Source organism: Streptomyces pristinaespiralis, from assembly GCF_001278075.1.
GTDB lineage: Bacteria > Actinomycetota > Actinomycetes > Streptomycetales > Streptomycetaceae > Streptomyces > Streptomyces pristinaespiralis.
Map to the genome: position 1 here is coordinate 6,497,330 of NZ_CP011340.1, position 21,053 is coordinate 6,518,382.

Consider the following 21,053-nt stretch of genomic DNA (forward strand, 5'->3'; position numbering starts at 1 on the left):
CGCGGTCCGTGGTGGCGGCGGAAGAGGGAGCGATCACACCCCCGACGGGAGTGGCCGGGCTGTCACTGTCCGCCAGTAGGGTGGACGGCATGGCCGACCCCTCCAGCTACCGCCCCAAGCCGGGACAGATCCCCGACTCGCCGGGGGTCTACCGGTTCCGTGACGAGCACCGCCGGGTGATCTACGTCGGCAAGGCCAAGAGCCTGCGCCAGCGCCTCGCCAGCTATTTCCAGGACCTGGCGAACCTGCACCCGCGCACCCGCACCATGGTCACCACCGCGGCCTCCGTCGAGTGGACGGTCGTCTCCACCGAGGTGGAGGCGCTGCAGCTGGAATACTCCTGGATCAAGGAGTACGACCCCCGGTTCAACGTCAAGTACCGCGACGACAAGAGCTATCCGTATCTGGCGGTCACCCTCAACGAGGAGTTCCCGAGGGTGCAGGTCATGCGCGGTGCCAAGCGCAAGGGCGTGCGGTACTTCGGTCCTTACGGGCACGCCTGGGCCATCCGCGAGACCGTCGACCTGATGCTGCGCGTCTTCCCCGTGCGCACCTGCTCCGCGGGCGTCTTCCGCAACCACGTGCAGAAGGGCCGCCCCTGTCTGCTCGGTTACATCGGCAAGTGCTCCGCGCCCTGTGTGGGCCGTGTCACCCCCGAGGAGCACCGCGAACTGGCCGAGGAGTTCTGCGACTTCATGGCCGGCCGCACCGGCACCTACATCCGCCGCCTCGAGAAGCAGATGATGGCGGCCGCCGAGGAGATGGAGTACGAGAAGGCCGCCCGGCTGCGCGACGACATAGGGGCCCTCAAGCGCGCCCTCGAGAAGAACGCGGTGGTGCTGGCCGACGCGACCGACGCCGACCTCATCGCGCTCGCGGAGGACGAGCTGGAGGCCGCCGTGCAGATCTTCCACGTCCGCGGCGGCCGCGTCCGCGGACAGCGCGGCTGGGTCACCGACAAGGTCGAGAACGTGGACACGGCCGGCCTGGTCGAGCACGCGCTCCAGCAGCTGTACGGCGAGGAGAGCGGCGACGCGGTCCCCAAGGAGGTCCTGGTCCCCGCCCTGCCGGAGGACACGGGCGCCGTCACCGAGTGGCTGACCGGCCGGCGCGGCGCGGCCGTCTCCCTGCGCGTTCCGCAGCGCGGCGACAAGAAGGCCCTGATGGAGACGGTCGAGCGCAACGCGCTCCAGGCCCTCGGGCTGCACAAGACCAAGCGCGCCAGCGATCTCACCACCCGCTCCCGTGCCCTGGAGGAGATCGCAGAGGCGCTCGGCCTGGACTCGGCCCCGCTGCGCATCGAGTGCTTCGACATCTCGCACCTCCAGGGCGAGGACGTGGTGGCGTCCATGGTCGTCTTCGAGGACGGCCTCGCCCGCAAGAGCGAGTACCGCCGCTTCCAGATCAAGGGCTTCGAGGGGCAGGACGACGTCCGCTCCATGCACGAGGTGATCACCCGGCGTTTCAAGCGGTACCTCGCGGAGAAGGACCGCACCGGCGAGTGGATCGGCGGTGACGACCCGGTGCACGAGGCGCTGGAGGACGACGGCCGGCCCAAGAAGTTCGCCTACCCGCCGCAGCTGGTCGTCGTCGACGGCGGGCAGCCCCAGGTCGCCGCCGCCAAGCGCGCGCTGGACGAGCTCGGGATCGACGACGTCGCGGTCTGCGGTCTCGCCAAGCGGCTCGAGGAGGTCTGGCTGCCGCACGAGGACGATCCCGTGGTCCTGCCGCGTTCGAGCGAGGGCCTGTATCTCCTCCAGCGGGTGCGTGACACGGCTCACGACTTCGCCATCCGCTATCAGCGCTCCAAGCGGTCCAAGCGCATCAGGACCAGCCCCCTGGACGCGGTCCCCGGTCTCGGGGAGACCAGGAAGCAGGCTCTGATCAAGCATTTCGGTTCGGTCAAGCGCCTGCGGCAGGCGACAATCGAGCAGATCTGCGAGGTTCCCGGCATGGGCCGTAAGACCGCGGAGTCGGTCGTCGTGGCCCTGGCGCAGACGGCGCCGCCCGCGCCCGCCGTGAACACCGCGACAGGAGAGATCATTGAAGAGAGCGACGGGGGCAGCACGACATGACTGAGCACGACGGAGACGGAGCGGCAGACGTGAGTACGGGCAACGGCACCGAGCCCCGTGAGACCACGGCGGACGTGGCCATCCCGGAGCTGGTGATCATCTCCGGTATGTCGGGCGCGGGCCGCAGTACGGCCGCCAAGTGCCTGGAGGACCTCGGCTGGTTCGTCGTCGACAACCTGCCGCCCGCGCTGATCCCCACGATGGTGGAGCTCGGCGCCCGCTCCCAGGGCAATGTCGCCCGGATCGCGGTCGTCGTCGACGTACGCGGCCGGCGCTTCTTCGACAACCTCCGCGAGTCCCTGGCCGACCTGGACGCCAAGCAGGTCACCCGCCGGATCGTCTTCCTGGAGTCCTCGGACGACGCCCTGGTGCGCCGTTTCGAGTCGGTCCGGCGCCCGCACCCGCTGCAGGGCGACGGCCGGATCGTCGACGGCATCGCGGCCGAGCGCGACCTGCTGCGGGAGCTGCGCGGCGACGCCGACCTGGTGATCGACACCTCCGGCCTGAACGTCCACGAGCTGCGCGCCAAGATGGATGCCCAGTTCGCGGGCGACGAGAAGCCCGAGCTGCGGGCCACGGTGATGTCGTTCGGCTTCAAGTACGGCCTGCCCGTCGACGCGGACCTCGTCGTCGACATGCGCTTCCTGCCGAACCCGCACTGGGTGCCGGAGCTGCGTCCCTTCACCGGCCTGAACGAAGAGGTGTCGAACTACGTCTTCAACCAGCCCGGCGCCAAGGAGTTCCTCGACCGCTACACCGAGCTGCTCCAGCTGATCGCCGGCGGGTACCGCCGGGAGGGCAAGCGCTATGTGACCGTCGCCGTCGGCTGCACCGGCGGCAAGCACCGCTCCGTCGCCACCTCGGAGAAGCTCGCCGCCCGTCTGTCCGCCGCCGGTGTCGAGACCGTCGTCGTCCACCGGGACCTGGGGCGCGAGTGACCGGACGCAACCTCCGGCTGCGACGGCTGCGCAGAACCACACGCACGCCGTCGGGCCGGAAGCGCGGAGCCCAGCCCAAGGTCGTCGCCCTCGGCGGCGGGATGGGGCTGTCCGCCTCCCTCACGGCCCTGCGCCGTATCACCGGCGACCTCACCGCGGTCGTCACCGTCGCCGACGACGGCGGTTCCAGCGGCCGGCTCCGTGAGGAGCTCGGCGTGCTGCCGCCCGGCGACCTGCGTAAGGCCCTGGCGGCGCTGTGCGGCGACGACGACTGGGGCCAGACCTGGGCGCGGGTCATCCAGCACCGTTTCCAGTCGCAGGGCGAACTGCACGAGCACGCGGTCGGCAATCTGCTGATCGTGGCGCTGTGGGAGCAGTTCGGTGACCATGTCCAGGCGCTGGACCTGGTCGGCAAGCTGCTCGGCGCGCACGGGCGGGTGCTGCCCATGTCGGCCGTGCCGCTCGAGCTCCAGGCGCTGGTGCGCGGGCACGACCCGAGCCGCCCGGACGAGGTGGACACCGTGCGCGGCCAGGCGACCGTGGCGCTCACGCCCGGTGAGGTGCAGTCCGTGCATCTCGTGCCGAACGACCCGCCGGCCGTCCCGGAGGCCGTGGCGGCCGTGCTGGACGCCGACTGGGTCGTCCTCGGCCCCGGCTCCTGGTTCTCCTCGGTCATCCCGCACCTTCTCGTGCCCGAGCTGCTCGACGCACTGGTCCAGACGAAGGCCCGCAGGGTGCTCTCGCTGAATCTCGCGCCCCAGCCCGGAGAAACTGAGGGCTTCTCCCCGCAGCGTCATTTGGAGGTTTTGGGACGACACGCGCCTAAACTCGCCCTGGACGTGGTGCTGGCCGACGAGGCCGCAGTGCCCGACCGCGAGTCCCTCGTCGACGCCGCCAAGCGGCTGGGCGCCGCGGTCGAGCTGGCTCCGGTGGCCTCTCCCGACGGACTTCCGAAGCACGACCCGGAGCTGTTGGCCGCCGCGTACGACCGTATTTTTCGGATGCATGGAAGGATCGGCCCATGGCGATGACGGCAGCGGTGAAGGACGAGATCTCCCGGCTCCCCGTCACCCGGACCTGCTGCAGAAAAGCGGAGGTCTCGGCCATCCTGCGGTTCGCGGGCGGTCTGCACCTGGTGAGCGGCCGCATCGTGATCGAGGCGGAGCTGGACACCGGCATCGCCGCGCGCCGGCTCAAACGGGACATCCTGGAGATCTTCGGCCACAGCTCGGAGCTGATGGTCATGGCTCCCGGCGGTCTGCGCCGCGGCTCCCGATTCGTCGTACGGGTGGTGGCGGGCGGTGACCAGCTGGCGCGCCAGACGGGTCTGGTCGACGGCCGGGGCCGCCCGATCAGGGGCCTGCCGCCCCAGGTGGTCTCGGGTGCGACGTGCGACGCGGAAGCCGCCTGGCGGGGCGCCTTCCTGGCGCACGGTTCGCTGACCGAGCCCGGCCGGTCGTCCTCCCTCGAGGTCACCTGCCCGGGGCCGGAGGCGGCCCTCGCGCTGGTGGGCGCCGCCCGCCGGCTCTCGATCGCCGCCAAGGCGCGCGAGGTGCGGGGCGTGGACCGCGTGGTCGTCCGTGACGGTGATGCGATCGGCGCGCTGTTGACGCGGCTCGGGGCGCACGAGTCGGTGCTGGCGTGGGAGGAGCGGCGGATGCGGCGCGAGGTGCGCGCCACCGCCAACCGCCTCGCCAATTTCGACGACGCCAACCTGCGCCGCTCCGCCCGTGCCGCCGTGGCGGCGGGCGCCCGGGTGCAGCGCGCGCTGGAGATCCTCGGCGAGGAGGTGCCCGAGCATCTCGCGGCCGCGGGCCGGCTGCGCATGGAGCACAAGCAGGCCTCGCTGGAGGAGCTGGGTGCGCTCGCCGACCCGCCGCTGACCAAGGACGCGGTCGCGGGCCGGATCCGCCGGCTGCTGGCGATGGCGGACAAGCGCGCCCAGGACCTCGGTATCCCCGGCACGGAGTCGAATCTGACGGAGGAGATGGCCGACGGTCTGGTGGGCTGACGCTCCTGGCATGTAGCTCGACAGCTTTACTGCCGACGCCTTTCGAGGCGTCGGCAGTGTCGTTTCCAAGCCCGCGTGGGCCGGTGCGGCCCTATTGACATGATCATGGGGAGTCATGAGCCTGTCGCATGCCCGTCATCACGGCGGACACGAGCACTTTCCCGGCAGACAACAGCAAGGGGGGCTTATGAGACGCAGAGCGAGATCGATCCTCGCCGCTGCCGCACTCCTGGCCGCAGGAGTGTCGGCAGCGCCGATCGCGCAGGCCGACTCCGGGGGCGGGAACGGCGATGAACTCGCCGTATGGCACGCGGAAGTGAGCAAGGAGCAGGTGCCGCTGATCCTCGCGGCGGGTACCGACGGTCACGAGCTGGGCGAGCAGATCCCCGACAAGGGCACCGCCACCATCGAGCTCCACCTCACCGAGCGGCAGGCCGGCGAACTGCGGGAGCAGGGCGTCGACATCACCGAGCACGCCCTCTCCGACAAGGCGGTAAAGCGCCTCGCCGCCGCAGGCGACGGTGTCTTCCGGCCGTACGGCGGCGAAGGCGGCCTCAAGGACGAGATCCTCGACACCGCCAGGGCCCATCCGGCCCTCACCAAGGTCGTGAGCATCGGCCGGACCGTCAAGGGCCAGGACATCCTCGCCCTCAAGGTCTCCAAGGGCGCGGACAGGTACCGCGACGGCTCCAAGCCCGCCACCCTCTACATGTCCAACCAGCACGCCCGCGAGTGGATCACCCCGGAGATGACCCGGCGGCTGATGCACCACTACCTCGACGGCTACGGCGAGGACCCGCGGATCACGAAGATCATCGACTCCACGGAGCTGTGGTTCGTCCTGTCCGCCAACCCCGACGGCTACGACCACACCTTCACCGGGACCGAAGAGCGCCAGTGGCGCAAGAACCTCCGCGACAACAACGGCGACGGGAAGATCACGGCGGGCGACGGCGTCGACCTCAACCGCAACTTCGCCTACAAGTGGGGTTACGACAACGAGGGGTCCTCGCCCGACCCGTTCGACGAGACCTACCGCGGCACCGGCCCCGGATCCGAGCCCGAGACCAAGGCGATCGACCGCTTCCAGAAGCGCATCGGCTTCCAGTACGGCATCAACTACCACTCCGCCGCCCAGCTGCTGCTGTACGGAGTCGGCTGGCAGGTCGCCACCCCGACCCCCGACGACGTCCTCTACAAGGCCCTCGCGGGCACACCGGGCAACTCCGCGATCCCCGGCTACCGGCCCCAGCTCTCCTCCGAGCTCTACACGACCAACGGGGAGGCCGACGGTCACGCGGCCAACGTCAACGGGATGATGATGTACACCCCGGAGATGTCGACCTGCGCCACCGCATCGCGCGTCGACCCCGACGACGAGTGGAACGCCGCCGACTGCGCGTCCATCTTCACGTTCCCCGACGACGAGGAACTGATCCAGCAGGAGTTCGCCAAGAACATCCCGTTCGCGCTCTCCGTCGCGCAGACCGCGGCCCACCCCGACCAGCCGTCCTCCGCGCTGGGCCTCACGGCCGCGGACTTCACCCCCGACGCCTTCGCCACCTCCTACGCGCGCGGCGCGGACCAGGAGGTCTCTGTCACGGCACGCAGGTCGCTGCGCGACAAGGAGCTCAACTACCGCATCAACGGCGGCCGTACGCACGACGAGGAGCTGCACCCCTGGAAGGGCGGCGAGCGTTTCGGCGGCGAGGACAACCTCCACTTCGACGAGTACCGCGCCGAGGTCGAGGGAGCCGGACCCGGCGACCGCGTCGAGGTGTGGTTCACCGGCAGGACCAGGAGCGGCAAGCGCGCCGCCAGCGAGCCCTTCACCTACACCGTCGCGGAACGGCCGCGCGGTGACACGCTGGTGATCGCGGAAGAGGGCGGCACGGCCGCCGCCGCGCACACCGCCGCCTACACCCGTGCCCTCGCCGCCAACGGCCACCGCAGCGCGGTCTGGGACGTCGCGACGCACGGCGCCCCGCACCCGCTCGCGGTGCTCGGCCACTTCAGGACCGTCGTCTGGTACTCGGGTGCGGCAGAGCCGTCCTGGGCCACCACTCAGGCCGTGCGTGCCTACCTCAACGAGGGCGGCAAGCTCGTCTCCATGGGAGAGCACGCCGGCGGCGACGCCGACCTCGGCGGGGCGCTGAGCGACGACTTCTCGCAGTACTACCTCGGGGCCTCCGGCCGGGCCTCGCTCGCCGGCGTGACCGGCTTCCTCGGCACGGGACGCCTCACCGGTGCCTCCGGCACCCTCGGCGGCGCCCCGGGCAACCCGCTGGACGCCGCGGGCGCCTACACGATCACCTCGGACACTCTTCCGCCGGACGAGTTCCCGCAGTTCGACAGCGCCGCCGCGGGCGACTACCCGGGCGCCCGGATGCCGTTCTCGCCGTACGGCGGCGAGTGGTACGCGGCGGTCACCCACCGCAACTCCTCGTGGGCGCGGCTGTCCCGCACCATCGACCTGACCGGGACGGCGGCCGCCGACGGGCCCGCCCTGAACATGCGGCTGAGCTTCGACACGGAGCCCGGCTACGACAACGCCGTCGTGGAGGTCCACACCGTCGGCCAGGACGACTGGACGACGCTCCCCGACGCCGGCGGCGGCACCTCCACAGAGGTCCCGGCCCAGTGCGACGGCGGCTTCTACATCGACCAGCACCCCTTCCTGCGGCACTACCTCACGCTCGGCGAGGACGCGTGCACGGCGAGCGGCACGACCGGCACGTGGAACTCCTTCACCGGGGCGTCCGACGGCTGGCGTGCGGCCTCCTTCGACCTGAGCGCCTACGCGGGCAAGCGGATCGAGGTCTCCGTCTCCTATGTCACCGACCCGAGCGAGGGCGGCCGGGGTGTCTTCGTCGACGACACCCGGCTCGTATCCGGCGGCGTGGAGCAGCCCCTCGAAGGTTTCGAGGCATCGCTGGAGCCCTGGGCGCCCGCCGGGCCCCCGGAGGGCAGTCCCGCCCTGCGCGGGAACTGGGAGCGCAGCCAGGACCTGTATCCGTCGGCGTCGGCGGTGAGCACGCGCGACAGCGTGCTGATCGGTTTCGGCCTCGAGCACGTGCCAACGGCGTTGGACAGGGAGCGGATCGTCGCCGCCGCGCTCCGGGCGCTGCGGCGCTGAGACAGCCGTGACCGGGCGCGGGGCGACGCTGAGAACGCCCCGCGATCCGGCCAGGGGCACGGTGGCCGAAATTCCTACTGGCGGGTACGGGCCACCGTGTCCCACGCAGGGCATCTCGATGTCACTACGGGGCCTTCAGGGGGGTAGGGTCGTAGGCGGTCGGGGACATCCCATACAACTCGCCGGCGTCGAAAACCGGCGTACCAACGAGGAGATCGGTTCGTGACGATCCGCGTAGGCATCAACGGCTTTGGCCGCATCGGTCGTAACTACTTCCGCGCGCTGCTGGAGCAGGGTGCGAAGATCGAGATCGTGGCTGTCAACGACCTGGGTGACACTGCGACCACGGCCCACCTGCTGAAGTACGACACCATCCTCGGTCGTCTCAAGGCCGAGGTGAGCCACACCGCCGACACCATCACGGTCGACGGCCACACCATCAAGGTGCTCTCCGAGCGCAACCCCGCCGACATCCCGTGGGGCGAGCTGGGCGTCGACATCGTCATCGAGTCGACGGGCATCTTCACCAAGAAGGCCGACGCCGAGAAGCACCTCGCCGGCGGTGCCAAGAAGGTCCTCATCTCGGCTCCGGCCAAGGACGAGGACATCACCATCGTGATGGGCGTCAACCAGGACAAGTACGACGCCGACAACCACCACGTCATCTCCAACGCCTCCTGCACCACCAACTGTGTGGCGCCGATGGCCAAGGTTCTGGACGAGAACTTCGGCATCGTCAAGGGTCTGATGACCACGGTCCACGCCTACACCAACGACCAGCGGATCCTGGACTTCCCGCACTCCGACCTGCGTCGCGCCCGCGCCGCCGCGGAGAACATCATCCCGACGACCACCGGTGCCGCCAAGGCCACCGCCCTGGTTCTGCCGAAGCTCAAGGGCAAGCTGGACGGCATCGCGATGCGCGTCCCGGTCCCGACCGGTTCGGCCACCGACCTGGTCGTCGAGCTCGAGCGCGAGGTCACCAAGGACGAGGTCAACGCCGCGTTCAAGAAGGCCGCCGAAGACGGCGACCTGCGGGGCATCCTCTACTACACGGAGGACCCGATCGTGTCCTCGGACATCGTCGGCGACGCCGCGTCCTGCACCTTCGACTCCTCGCTGACCATGGTCCAGGAGGGCAAGTCGGTGAAGATCCTCGGCTGGTACGACAACGAGTGGGGCTACTCCAACCGCCTCGTGGACCTTACGGTCTTCGTGGGCAACCAGCTCTGATCAGCACGTCTGATCTGATCTGCACCTGATCTGCAACGAGAGCACAAAGATGTGAGCAACAGGGCTCGGGCAGCGCAAAGTGGCGCCGTTCGAGCCCTGTCGCGCGTGCAGCCCTCCGAGGAGCCGTAGAACATGAAGACCATCGACCAGTTGCTGGCCGACGGGGTCGCGGGCAAGCGGGTATTCGTCCGCGCCGACCTCAACGTGCCGCTCGACGGCACGACCATCACCGACGACGGCCGCATCCGGGCCGTGCAGCCGACCATCGCCAAGCTCGCGGAGGCCGGGGCGCGGGTCGTCGTCGCCTCGCACCTGGGCCGTCCCAAGGGCGCCCCGGACCCCGCCTTCTCGCTGGCCCCGGCCGCGGCCCGGCTCGGGGAGCTGCTCGGCACGCACGTGGAGTTCGCGACCGACACGGTCGGTGAGTCCGCCACCGCCACCGTCGCCGCCCTCCAGGACGGCCAGGTCGCCGTCCTGGAGAACCTCCGCTTCAACCCCGGCGAGACCTCCAAGGACGACGCCGAGCGCGGCGTCTTCGCGGACCGGCTCGCCTCCCTCGCCGATGTGTACGTCGGTGACGGCTTCGGCGCCGTGCACCGCAAGCACGCCTCCGTGTTCGACCTCCCGGCCCGGCTGCCGCACGCCGCGGGTTTCCTGATCGACACCGAGGTCGGCGTCCTCAAGAAGCTCACCGAGGACGTCAGCCGGCCCTACGTCGTCGTGCTCGGCGGCGCCAAGGTCTCCGACAAGCTCGGAGTCATCGACCACCTGCTGGAGAAGGCCGACCGCATCCTCATCGGCGGCGGCATGGCGTACACCTTCCTCAAGGCCCAGGGCCACGAGGTCGGCATCTCGCTGCTCCAGGAGGACCAGGTCCCTGCCGTGCTCGAGTACCTCGAGCGCGCCGAGGCCAAGGGCGTGGAGTTCGTGCTTCCCGTCGACGTGCTGGTCGCGTCCGAGTTCCCGGACCTGAAGACCAAGGCGCCGGCCAACCCGGCCGTCGTCGCCGCGGACGCCATTCCCGCCGACCAGGAGGGTCTGGACATCGGTCCCGAGACCCGCAAGCTGTACGCCTCGAAGCTCGCCGACGCGGCCACCGTCTTCTGGAACGGCCCGATGGGCGTCTTCGAGCACCCCGACTACGCCGAGGGCACCAAGGCCGTTGCCCAGGCGCTCGTCGACTCCCCGGCCTTCTCCGTGGTCGGCGGCGGCGACTCCGCCGCGGCCGTGCGGATCCTGGGCTTCGACGAGAAGGCGTTCGGCCACATCTCGACCGGCGGCGGAGCGAGCCTCGAATATCTCGAGGGCAAGACGCTCCCCGGCCTTGCCGCACTGGAGGACTGACCCCGCATGACTGCTACTGACCAGGGCCGTATCCCGCTGATGGCGGGCAACTGGAAGATGAACCTCAACCACCTCGAGGCCATCGCGCACGTCCAGAAGCTCGCCTTCGCACTGGCCGACAAGGACTACGACGCCGTAGAGGTCGCCGTCCTGCCGCCCTTCACCGACCTTCGGTCCGTCCAGACCCTGGTCGACGGCGACAAGCTGAAGATCAAGTACGGCGCCCAGGACATCTCGGCGCACGACTCCGGTGCCTACACTGGTGAGATCTCCGGCCCGATGCTGGCCAAGCTGAAGTGCACCTTCGTCGCGGTGGGCCACTCCGAGCGCCGCCAGTACCACGCGGAGAGCGACGAGATCTGCAACGCAAAGGTGAAGGCGGCCTTCAAGCACGGCCTGACCCCGATCCTGTGCGTCGGTGAGGGCCTGGACGTCCGCAAGGCCGGCAACCAGGTCGAGTACACGCTCGCCCAGCTCGACGGCGGTCTGAAGGACGTCCCGGCCGAGCAGGCCGAGACCATCGTGATCGCTTACGAGCCGGTGTGGGCCATCGGCACCGGCGAGGTCGCCACCCCCGAGGACGCGCAGGAGGTCTGCGGTGCCGTCCGTGGCCGTCTCGCGGAGCTGTACTCCCAGGAGCTGGCCGACAAGGTCCGGATCCAGTACGGCGGCTCGGTGAAGTCGGGCAACGTCGCGGCGATCATGGCCCAGCCCGACGTGGACGGCGCCCTGGTCGGCGGGGCGGCGCTGGACGCGGACGAGTTCGTCAAGATCGTCCGGTTCCGCGACCAGTGAGTATGCGGTAGCGCCGATCCGGCGTACCCTTGCGGGGGCCTGCGGCTCACACAACGAGCCCGGGCCCCCGTCGTCCGTATTGAGTCCAAGAGAATTGCCAGGAAGTAGGGTCCAGCCGTGGTTATGGGATTCTCGATCGCCCTGATCATTTTCAGCGGGCTGCTGATGTTGCTCGTGCTGATGCACAAGGGGAAGGGCGGCGGTCTTTCCGACATGTTCGGTGGCGGAATGCAGTCCTCTGTCGGCGGCTCCTCCGTGGCCGAGCGGAACCTCGACCGCATCACCGTCGTTGTCGGTCTGCTGTGGTTCGCGTGCATTGTCGTACTTGGTCTGCTGATGAAGCTGGACAGCTGACCCACCGATTCCGCGTCCCGAGCTGGGGTGTAACTCCAATCACTGGACGAGCGTTGGGCCTTACGTAGACTGGGGCACTCGCGGCGCAGCCGCTGTGAGACGCTGTGCAGCACCATCACGCAGGGAGTTACGACCGTGGCAAGTGGCAACGCGATCCGGGGAAGCCGGGTCGGAGCGGGGCCGATGGGCGAGGCAGAGCGAGGCGAGTCCGCGCCGCGCCTCCGCATCTCCTTCTGGTGCTCGAACGGGCACGAGACGCAGCCGAGCTTCGCCAGTGACGCACAGGTCCCCGACACCTGGGACTGCCCGCGGTGCGGGTTCCCGGCCGGCCAGGACCGGGACAATCCGCCGGACCCGCCGCGCACCGAGCCGTACAAGACGCACCTCGCGTACGTACGCGAGCGGCGCAGCGACGCGGACGGCGAGGCGATTCTCGCGGAAGCGCTCGCCAAACTGCGGGGCGAGATCTAGTTCCCCAGTCCGGCCGCCACCCGAAAAGGGTGACGGCCGGACTTGTCTTTACCGGGCCGCTTCTCGTGCGCCGCCCCGCCGACGCCTCACCGACCGGCCTGATCAATTAGGTTGGAACCGCAGCGGGGCATGCAGGCAGGTACGAGAAGAAGTGGGCTGATGTCCGAGATGAACGCAGGCAAGACCAGGCTCAACCGGATGCCCGAGTGGACCGCTCTCGGCAAGCACCGCGAGCAGTTGGGCGGGACGCATCTGCGGGAGCTGTTCGCGGCGGACGCGGAGCGCGGCAGCAGGTACACCCTCCAGGTAGGTGATCTGTACCTGGACTACTCCAAGCACCTGGTCACCGACGAGACGCTGGCACTGCTGCGCGAACTGGCCGCCGCCACCGATGTCGCCGGACTGCGGGACGCCATGTTCCGCGGCGAGAAGATCAACACCACCGAGGACCGCGCGGTCCTGCACACGGCCCTGCGTGCCCCGCGGGACGCCGTCATCGAGGTCGACGGCGAGAACGTGGTGCCGGACGTCCACGCCGTGCTGGACAAGATGGCCGCCTTCTCTGAGCGGATCCGCTCCGGCGAGTGGACCGGCCACACCGGCAAGCGCATCAGGAACATCGTCAACATCGGTATCGGCGGCTCCGACCTCGGGCCCGCGATGGCGTACGAGGTGCTCCGCTCCTACACCGAGCGGGACCTGACGTTCCGTTTCGTCTCGAACGTCGACGGGGCCGATCTCCACGAGGCCGTGAGGGACCTGGACCCGGCGGAGACCCTCTTCATCATCGCCTCGAAGACCTTCACCACCATCGAGACGATCACCAACGCCACCTCCGCCCGCGAGTGGCTGCTCACCAATCTCCGGGTCGGCCCCGACGCCGTCGCCAAGCACTTCGTGGCCCTGTCCACCAACGCGGAGAAGGTCTCCGACTTCGGCATCGACACGGCCAACATGTTCGAGTTCTGGGACTGGGTCGGCGGCCGGTACTCGTACGACTCCGCGATCGGCCTGTCCCTGATGATCGCGATCGGACCCGACCGGTTCCGCGAGATGCTCGACGGCTTCCACCTCGTCGACGAGCACTTCCGCACCGCGCCCCCCGAGGCCAACGCCCCGCTCCTGCTGGGCCTGCTGGGCGTCTGGTACGGGGCGTTCTTCGACGCGCAGTCGCACGCGGTGCTGCCCTACTCGCACTACCTGTCCAAGTTCACCGCGTACCTCCAGCAGCTCGACATGGAGTCCAACGGCAAGTCGGTCGACCGTGACGGCAATCCGGTCGACTGGCAGACCGGCCCCGTGGTGTGGGGCACCCCCGGCACCAACGGCCAGCACGCCTACTACCAGCTGATCCACCAGGGCACGAAGGTCATCCCCGCGGACTTCATCGGCTTCGCCAAGCCGGTCCCCGGCCTGCTCGCCGGGCTCGTCCCGCAGCACGACCTGCTCATGGCCAACTTCTTCGCCCAGACGCAGGCCCTCGCCTTCGGCAGGACACCCGAGGAGGTCAGGGCGGAAGGCGTCGCGGAGGAACTGGTGCCGCACAAGACGTTCAAGGGCAACCACCCGACGACGACGATCCTCGCGGAGGACCTCACCCCCTCCGTACTGGGCCAGTTGATCGCCCTCTACGAGCACAAGGTGTTCGTGCAGGGCGCGATCTGGAACATCGACTCCTTCGACCAGTGGGGAGTCGAGCTCGGCAAGGTCCTCGCCAAGAAGATCGAGCCGGTGCTGACCGAGGGCGAGGGCAGCGAGCAGCTCGACAGCTCCACCGCGACGCTGGCCGGCAAGTACCGGACACTGCGCGGCCGGTGACCTGATGGCGGGGGAGAACACGGTGCGGCTCCGGCCGCCGAACAACCGGCTGAACGAACGGGCCGTCAACTGGTGGCGCACGCAGGTCCTGCTGACCGCCGCGGTACCGGCCCTCGTGCTGGCCGTGCTGGGCGCCTTCATCGAGCCGGCCCGCACCTGGCTGCTGGTCCCGGCAGGCGTGATCGCCGTCCTCGGTCTCGCCTGCACCGCGTTCTTCCCCGCCTGGTGGTACCGCGTGCACCGCTGGGAGGTCACCGACGAGGCGGTGTACGTGCGCACCGGGGCGCTGTGGCAGGAGTGGCGGATCGCGCCCATGTCCCGCATCCAGACCGTGGACACGGTCAGGGGACCGCTCGAGCAGGCGTTCAGGCTCGCCACCGTCACGGTGACCACCGCCTCCGCCAAGGGCGCCGTCAGGATCGAAGGGCTTGATCACCAGGTCGCCGCGGACCTCGCGGAGGACCTTACGCGGATCACCCGGGCCACGCCCGGGGACGCCACATGAGCGCACCGGGAGGGGAGTGGCGGCGGCTCGACGGGCGCACGGTCCTGGTGACCGCCATGGTCCTGGCGGGCTTCGCCTTCGGTGCCGGACTCCCCGTACTCCTCGGCCTCGCGGGGGGCATGCCGTTGGGGAAGGCCCTCGGCTGGGTCCTGGCCGGGGCGGCCCTGCTGGTCGGCGCCGGCACCGGCGCCGACCTGGTGCGCTGGCAGCGCACCAGGTACCGCATCGGCTCGGAGCGGGCCGAACTCCACACGGGGCTGGTCCTGGTCAAGCGCCGCTCGCTGGCCCGCGAACGCATCCGGAGCGTCGACCTCACCGCCAATGTGCTGCTGCGCGTCCTCGGCCTCGTCAAGGTCCGCATCGGCACGGGCGAGCACGCCGCCGGGGGTGAGTCCACCCTCGAACTCGACGCCGTCAGCCGGGCGGAGGGCGAACGGCTGCGGCTCGAGCTGCTGGCCAGGACCACTTCGCGGGAGGCCGCCGCCCATCCCGACGGGGCGCTCGCAGTCCTCGATCCGGCCTGGATCCGCTACGCGCCGGTCTCCTTCGTCGCCCCCTTGCTCGGCGGCGCGGCCGCGGGCGCGGTGATGCAGGTCAGCGAGTGGTTCGGGGCCCAGGCCGAGGTCATCGAGTGGGTGGGGGACCGCTTCAGGGACACCCCCCTCGTATGGATCATCGTCACCCTGGCCGCCGCCGCGCTCGTCGCCGGTGTCGTCGGTGCGGTCGGCCTGTGGATCGAGATGTGGTGGAACTACCGGCTCGAGCGGGAGCCCGGCGGCACGCTGCGGGTCAGGCGGGGCCTGTTCACGTCACGCTCGATATCGATCGAGGAGCGCCGGCTGCGCGGCGTCGACCTGGTCGAGCCGCTGGGCGTCCGGCTCTTCGGCGCCGCGAGGGTGGACGCTGTCGCCACCGGGCTCGTCAAGGACCAGCAGGACAAGCACGCCGACATCAACGTCCTGCTGCCCGCGGTGCCGCGGGCGCTGGCCGACGAGGTCGCCGCGCAGGTGCTCCGCGAATCCGCCTCCCCGACGCGCGAGGCCGTCCTGACACCCCATCCCCGGGCCGCCCGCGGCAGGCGGCTGCGCTGGGCACTGGGCGCGGTGCTGCTGCCCTCGGCCCTCCTCGCGCTCCTCGGCGCGCTGCTCACGCCGGTGCTCCTGTGGATCGCGGCCGCCTGCGCCGCGGTCGGCGTCCCCGTCGCGGTGCTCCTCGCCCTCGACGCGTACCGGGCCCTCGGCCACGGGATCGCCGGCGACTACCTCGTCACCCGCTCCGGCACCGTCCGCCGCAGCACGGTCGCACTGCAGCGGACGGGCGTGATCGGCTGGACGGCCCGCCGGTCCGTCTTTCAGCGCCGCGCCGGTCTGATAACCCTGACGGCCACGACGGCGGCGGGCGCGGGCGCGTACGGCGTCCACGACGCCGCCGAGGGGGAGGGCCTGACGTTCGCGTCGGAGGCGGTTCCGGGGCTCCTGGAGCCGTTCCTGGAGCGCGACTGAAGGTACTTCCCTGGAGCGTTGGTCACGCGGCTGACGGGCGGACGGATCGAGCAGGGCTGCCGCGGGGTCACACGGTCAGGGTGCCGCCGACGAAGGTTCGTTCCGGCGGTGATGCCACGAGTTCGACCATGGTGCCGGTTCGCAGGTCGTCGCCGGCGACGCTCGTGATCGCGTCGGTGAGCGCGGCGCCGAGGTGTGCGGTGATCCGGGCGGCGTCGGGGCGGTCGAAGACGCCGGCGCGGACGCCCAAGGTCACCGAGGCGTTCGTGTCCACGGCCTTGCCGCCCTGCGCGAAACGGCCTGCGGGAACTCCGGACAGGCGGATGCTTACGAGGTCGCGGGCCCATTCGCCATAGACGTCGACGATCGCGTCGGTCAGCGCGGCAGCCAGCATGGATTCCTTGCCTGCCAGCCTGTTCTCCGGAAGGTGGACGGTCAGATGCGGCATAGTGAACCCCGTTCCCTTTGAGCCTAAAGCCTTTGTTTTCAAAGGTATCTGGAAGAGGTCGTCGATGTCCACGGAATCGGACGGTCCAGCCGTCGACGAGGCCGTCCGCACCCTGCTGTTGCTCATGCCGCGGCTCGTCGGCCGCGCCAAGCGCCTGCCCATCCCTCCGGCTCTCCAGGGCCTGGACCTGGCGCCGCGGCACCTCGCGCTGCTGGCCCACCTGGAGTACGACGGTCCCACCAGCGTCAATGAGCTGGCTGCCCGGCTGGAGGTGGCCCCGACGACCGTCAGCCTCATGGTGAGCGAACTGTCACGGCTGGGCGTCCTTCAGCGCACCGCTGATCCTGCTGACCGCCGCCGCCGGATCATCGCCATCGCCTCCGCCTACGCCGCCCCGATCGGCGAATGGCTTTCCGGCAGCGCCTCTGCCTGGGAACGCGTAATGCGCGGTCTCCACCCTGCGGAACGCGCCACGGTCATCACCGCCCTGCACGCTTACGAGGCCGCCTTGGAGCAGGCGGGCGACCAGCAGCAGAACGCGCAACCGCGTTGACGGGCTGGGCGGAGTCGCCGTCTGCGGCACGTGCGCCCGCTCAGCGCGACGGCGACACCAGGCCCAGCTCGTAGGCGATGATGACCAGTTGGACCCGGTCACGGGCCGCGAGCTTGGTGAACAGCCGTCCCACGTGCGCCTTGGCCGTGGCCGGGCTGATGCAGAGCCGGTCGGCGATCTCGCCGTTGGACAGTCCTCGGCCGATGAGGGTGAGCACCTCGCGTTCGCGGTCGGTGACGCCGTCGATCGCCGGGTGCGGGGGTGTCGCCGGGGGCTTCGGCCGGGCGGCGAACTCCTCGATGAGACGGCGGGTCACGCTCGGCGCGATCAGGGCGTCGCCGGCGGCGACCACCCGGACGGCGGCGAGGATGTCGTCCAGATCCATGTCCTTGACCAGGAATCCGCTCGCGCCCGCGCGCAGCGCGCCGTAGACGTACTCGTCGTCGTCGAAGGTGGTGAGGACCAGGACGCGTGCCGTGCTCGGGCCGGCGGTGATCCGTCCGGTCGCCTCGATGCCGTCCATGCCGGGCATCCGGATGTCCATCACCACCACGTCCGGCCGGACGTCCTCGGCCAGTCGGACAGCCTGTTCGCCCGTGCCGGCTTCGCCGGCGATCTCGAGGCCGGGGCTGTCCGCGACGAGCACGCGCAGTCCGGCGCGCACCAGCGGCTGGTCGTCGACGAGCAGGACACGCACGGGAGGAGGTGTCATCGCGCGCCCGCCGGCACCGGCAGCCGCACCGCCACGCGGAAGCCCCCTTCAGGGCGCGGTCCGGCGGTGAACCGGCCGTGCAGCAGGACGGCCCGTTCACGCATTCCGGTGATGCCGTAGCCCGTGCCCGCGGTCGCGGGGCCGTCGCCGTCGTCGGTGATCTCGATGGCCAACTCGTCCTCCCGGTGGTCGACGACCACCCGGCACTCGCGCGTGCCCGCGTGGCGCACCACGTTGGTGATGGCCTCCTGGATGATGCGGAAGGCGGACAGTTCGACCTCCGCGGGGAGCGGGCGCCGCTCCCCGCGCCACTCCACGTCCACCCGTACACCGCCGTCCAGTGTCGTCGCGACCAGCCGGTCGACGTCCGCCAGGCCGGGGGCGGGCGCGAGCGGCGCCGCTTCCGGTTCGGCCTCGCGGAGGGCGCCGAGCATCCGGCGCAGCCCCGCCAGGGTTTCCCTGCTGGTGGCCTCGATGGCGGCGAGCGCGTTGCGGGCCTCCGCCGGCTGGGTGTCGATGACCCGGCGGCCGGTGCCGGCCTGGATCGCGACGATGCCGATGCTGTGGGCGACCATGTCGTGCAACTCGCGGGCGATCCGCAGCCGTTCGGCGGTGACCGCCCGGGCGGCGGCCTGGGCCCGTACCGTCTCGGCGTGTTCGCGGCGCTCCTGGACGAGATGACCGGCCGTCCACGCGAGGGCGAGCAGCAGGGCCAGGAACACGACGGCCGCGACGAAGTCGTCGGACCCGGTCCGGTAGCGGGCCGCGGCGGCGATCTGCACGGCGAGGGTCAGGGCAGCGGCGGCGAGCGCGGCCCGGCGCCCCCGGGTGGCAGCGACGCAGCCGACGGCGAGATCGGTGACCAGTGCCTGCAGGTACCCGATCTGCCAGGCGGGTGCCGAGGCCGCGAAAGGGAAGGCCGCGGCCAGCTTCGAGGCCGCCAGCGCGGTCGCGGCGAACGAACCGGCCAGCATCGGCACCAGGGCCGCCCACGGCCGGCGCAACAGCAGCGGAACGGGCAGGACCGCCAGCGCTGCCGGGAGCAGGAGCCGCACACCGGTCGGCTCGCGCTCGTGGAGCACCGCGGCGTACAGCAGGACCGGATAGGCGAGCGCCCCGCTCCAGGCCAGGGCCCGCATCGCGGTCGGCGGTACGCGCCTCGAGCAGGGGACACGGAGGGAGACGCTCATGCCGTGATCATAAGTACGGCGCGCAGCGCGGGCATCGGCCCCGGGGCGTACGCCCCAGGGCCACAGCGGGGGCCCACGGTTGTGGTCCTGGGGCCGATGCCCCGCCGGCTCTGCCCACGGGACGGTGGCCGGGTGATCGAAGTCGAAGAACTGACGAAGCGATACGGCGCCACCACCGCCGTCGACGGCCTGACCTTCACCGTCCGCCCCGGCCACGTCACCGGGTTCCTCGGCCCGAACGGCGCCGGAAAGTCCACCACGCTGAGGATGATCCTCGGTCTGAACACCCCCACCAGCGGCACCGTCGTCGTCGACGGAGTGCCGTTCCGCGGACGTGCGCGCGGGCTGCGGCACGTCGGTGCGCTGCTCGACGCCCATGACGTGCACGGCGGACGCAGCGCGCGTGCGCACCTGTCAGCGCTGGCGCACAGCAACGGGCTGCCGCGGCGCAGGGTCGACGAGGTCCTGGCGGAGGTGGGGCTGACCGCCGCGGCGCGGCGCCGGGTCGGAGGGTTCTCGCTGGGGATGAAGCAGCGGCTCGGCATCGCCGGCGCGCTGCTCGGCGACCCTCCCGTGCTGCTTTTCGACGAGCCGCTCAACGGGCTGGATCCGGAAGGGGTGCTGTGGGTGCGCGGGCTCTTCCGGCGGCTGGCCGGCGAGGGCCGCACGGTACTGGTGTCCAGCCACTTGATGGGGGAGATGGAGCACACGGCGCATCAGCTGATCGTCATCGGCCGGGGCGAGCTGATCGCCACGCAGAGCCTCGCGGAGTTCGCCGCACGCGGCTCCCGGCAGGCTGTGACGGTCCGTACGCCCGATCCCGCCGGGCTGACGTCCGCCCTCACCGCGGCGGGGGCCACCGTCCGGCACGAGGACGACGGCTCGTGCACGGTGACCGGCCTCGGCGCGGAGCGAGTCGGCGAACTCGCCCACCGCCACCGCGTCCCGCTGCACGAACTCACCACCCGGGCCGCCTCCCTGGAAGAGGCGTTCATGGGACTCACCGCCGACAGCGTCGAATACGGCTCGCGAGGAGCACGATGACCACCCCACCGACGGCAACCACGGCGACGACCACCACGCAGAAGACCTCCGGGCCCCGGGCGGGCGCCACCGCCGCCGGTGTCCGTGCCCGGTTCCGTGATCTCCTCGTCGCCGAGTGGATCAAGCTCTGGTCGCTGCGCTCCACCTACTGGATCCTCGGCTGCAGCGCGCCGGCCGTCGTCGGGATCAACGCGAACGCCGCCTGGTCCAACGCCGACCGGCTGTCGCGGCAGCCCGCGGCGCCGACCGCCCCGCCTCCGGGCATGCCCGAGAAGCCGGAGATGCTGTTCGATCCGCTGGGGACCGCGTTCGTCGACCCGGCCTGGCAGCTCCTGATGGTCGTCGCCGGGAGCGTCGGCGCCATCGCGGTCTTCGGCGAGTACACCAGCGGCCTGATCCGGACCACTTTCGCCGCCGTACCGGCGCGGCGGGCGGTGATGGTGGCCAGGACGACCGTCATGGCGGCGGTCATGCTCGTCCTCGGCACGGTCGTGGCGGGCGCGTCGTTCGGCGTGACCCAGGCGATCCTGCGAGACCACGACGGCCTGTCCCTCGGGGATCCCGGGGCCCTGCGGGCCGTCGCCGGCGCGGCACTGCTGGCCCCGCTGTGCGCCCTCGTCGGCATGGCTCTCGGGGCGCTCGTCCGGCACGCCGCCGGCACCGTCGTCGCGGTCGTCGGCGTACTCCTGCTGCTGCCGGCCCTCTTCCAGGGGGAGACCTACCGGTGGGTCAAGGAGATCGGCAACGCCATGCCCCTCTCGGCATGGCACGCCCTGGTACAGAACCCGGCGCGCGTCCACCACGTGAGCACATATCCGGTGTCGGTCACCGAGGCGTGGATCGTGTTCGGCGCCTGGTCCCTCGTCGCCGTGGTCGTCACCGTGACCGTCGTGCACCGCCGCGACGTCTGAACGCCCGCGGCGG

At 70.7% G+C, this 21,053-nt stretch carries 19 protein-coding genes; 16 read left to right on the plus strand and 3 right to left on the minus strand.

All coding sequences use genetic code 11. The features are described from left to right. Window positions 1–89: 89 nt before the first annotated feature. The 13 genes from uvrC to SPRI_RS27760 all read left to right on the plus strand — a co-directional run bounded on the left by uvrC (window position 90) and on the right by SPRI_RS27760 (window position 16,182). Window positions 90–2,075, plus strand: coding sequence for an excinuclease ABC subunit UvrC (uvrC, locus tag SPRI_RS27700; protein WP_037776974.1), 1,986 nt, complete (start codon window positions 90–92; stop codon window positions 2,073–2,075). Beyond that, a complete protein-coding gene (gene rapZ / locus SPRI_RS27705) occupies window positions 2,072–3,013 on the plus strand; it encodes an RNase adapter RapZ (RefSeq protein ID WP_005318960.1) in 942 nt (313 codons plus the stop codon). The genes uvrC and rapZ overlap by 4 nt, the downstream gene beginning before the upstream one ends. Continuing rightward, window positions 3,010–4,044, plus strand: coding sequence for a gluconeogenesis factor YvcK family protein (locus tag SPRI_RS27710; protein ID WP_005318961.1), 1,035 nt, complete (start codon window positions 3,010–3,012; stop codon window positions 4,042–4,044). Before rapZ ends, SPRI_RS27710 begins: the two co-directional genes overlap by 4 nt. After that, window positions 4,035–5,024 (plus strand): DNA-binding protein WhiA, encoded by a 990-nt coding sequence (whiA, locus tag SPRI_RS27715; protein WP_005318962.1) that lies wholly within the window; start codon window positions 4,035–4,037, stop codon window positions 5,022–5,024. Before SPRI_RS27710 ends, whiA begins: the two co-directional genes overlap by 10 nt. Before the next feature lie 187 nt (window positions 5,025–5,211). Beyond that, window positions 5,212–8,160 (plus strand): M14 family metallopeptidase, encoded by a 2,949-nt coding sequence (locus tag SPRI_RS27720; protein ID WP_037774995.1) that lies wholly within the window; start codon window positions 5,212–5,214, stop codon window positions 8,158–8,160. A 222-nt stretch (window positions 8,161–8,382) separates the two neighbouring features. Continuing rightward, a complete protein-coding gene (gene gap / locus SPRI_RS27725; protein ID WP_005318966.1) occupies window positions 8,383–9,393 on the plus strand; it encodes a type I glyceraldehyde-3-phosphate dehydrogenase in 1,011 nt (336 codons plus the stop codon). A 132-nt stretch (window positions 9,394–9,525) separates the two neighbouring features. Further along, entirely contained in the window at window positions 9,526–10,737 is a 1,212-nt protein-coding gene (locus SPRI_RS27730; RefSeq protein ID WP_005318967.1) for a phosphoglycerate kinase, read from the plus strand. A 6-nt stretch (window positions 10,738–10,743) separates the two neighbouring features. Then, on the plus strand, window positions 10,744–11,532 hold the full coding sequence (gene tpiA, locus SPRI_RS27735; RefSeq protein ID WP_005318969.1) for a triose-phosphate isomerase: 789 nt from the start codon (window positions 10,744–10,746) through the stop codon (window positions 11,530–11,532). 123 nt (window positions 11,533–11,655) lie between these two features. After that, complete coding sequence (secG, locus tag SPRI_RS27740; RefSeq protein WP_005318972.1) at window positions 11,656–11,886, plus strand: preprotein translocase subunit SecG; 231 nt, start codon at window positions 11,656–11,658, stop codon at window positions 11,884–11,886. A 135-nt stretch (window positions 11,887–12,021) separates the two neighbouring features. Then, on the plus strand, window positions 12,022–12,357 hold the full coding sequence (locus SPRI_RS27745; protein ID WP_003957010.1) for an RNA polymerase-binding protein RbpA: 336 nt from the start codon (window positions 12,022–12,024) through the stop codon (window positions 12,355–12,357). Between the two features lie 168 nt (window positions 12,358–12,525). Beyond that, window positions 12,526–14,175: a glucose-6-phosphate isomerase gene (gene pgi / locus SPRI_RS27750; RefSeq protein ID WP_053557801.1), complete on the plus strand. Its 1,650-nt coding sequence runs from the start codon at window positions 12,526–12,528 to the stop codon at window positions 14,173–14,175. A gap of 4 nt (window positions 14,176–14,179) precedes the next feature. Continuing rightward, window positions 14,180–14,680, plus strand: a complete 501-nt coding sequence (locus SPRI_RS27755; RefSeq protein ID WP_005318976.1) for a PH domain-containing protein — start codon at window positions 14,180–14,182, stop codon at window positions 14,678–14,680. Further along, window positions 14,677–16,182: a PH domain-containing protein gene (locus tag SPRI_RS27760; RefSeq protein WP_005318978.1), complete on the plus strand. Its 1,506-nt coding sequence runs from the start codon at window positions 14,677–14,679 to the stop codon at window positions 16,180–16,182. Before SPRI_RS27755 ends, SPRI_RS27760 begins: the two co-directional genes overlap by 4 nt. 67 nt (window positions 16,183–16,249) lie before the next feature. Here SPRI_RS27760 and SPRI_RS27765 read toward each other — a convergent pair whose 3' ends face one another. Next, the gene (locus tag SPRI_RS27765) at window positions 16,250–16,702 is read right to left on the minus strand and encodes a tautomerase family protein (protein ID WP_199782724.1); all 453 of its coding nucleotides are present in this window, start codon (window positions 16,700–16,702) and stop codon (window positions 16,250–16,252) included. Here SPRI_RS27765 and SPRI_RS27770 point away from each other — a divergent pair. After that, entirely contained in the window at window positions 16,695–17,183 is a 489-nt protein-coding gene (locus SPRI_RS27770; RefSeq protein WP_005318981.1) for a MarR family winged helix-turn-helix transcriptional regulator, read from the plus strand. The two genes, SPRI_RS27765 and SPRI_RS27770, sit on opposite strands and share 8 nt — an antisense overlap. Window positions 17,184–17,223: 40 nt before the next feature. Here the strand turns inward: SPRI_RS27770 and SPRI_RS27775 are convergent, their stop codons facing one another. Further along, window positions 17,224–17,895, minus strand: a complete 672-nt coding sequence (locus SPRI_RS27775) for a response regulator (RefSeq protein WP_005318983.1) — start codon at window positions 17,893–17,895, stop codon at window positions 17,224–17,226. Next, on the minus strand, window positions 17,892–19,085 hold the full coding sequence (locus SPRI_RS27780) for a sensor histidine kinase (RefSeq protein WP_037774999.1): 1,194 nt from the start codon (window positions 19,083–19,085) through the stop codon (window positions 17,892–17,894). Before SPRI_RS27780 ends, SPRI_RS27775 begins: the two co-directional genes overlap by 4 nt. A 132-nt stretch (window positions 19,086–19,217) precedes the next feature. On the opposite strand from SPRI_RS27780, the gene SPRI_RS27785 reads away from it, so the two are divergent. Then, the gene (locus tag SPRI_RS27785) at window positions 19,218–20,129 is read left to right on the plus strand and encodes an ABC transporter ATP-binding protein (protein WP_182327611.1); all 912 of its coding nucleotides are present in this window, start codon (window positions 19,218–19,220) and stop codon (window positions 20,127–20,129) included. Further along, window positions 20,126–21,040, plus strand: a complete 915-nt coding sequence (locus SPRI_RS27790) for an ABC transporter permease (protein WP_005318988.1) — start codon at window positions 20,126–20,128, stop codon at window positions 21,038–21,040. The genes SPRI_RS27785 and SPRI_RS27790 overlap by 4 nt, the downstream gene beginning before the upstream one ends. Window positions 21,041–21,053: the final 13 nt, after the last annotated feature.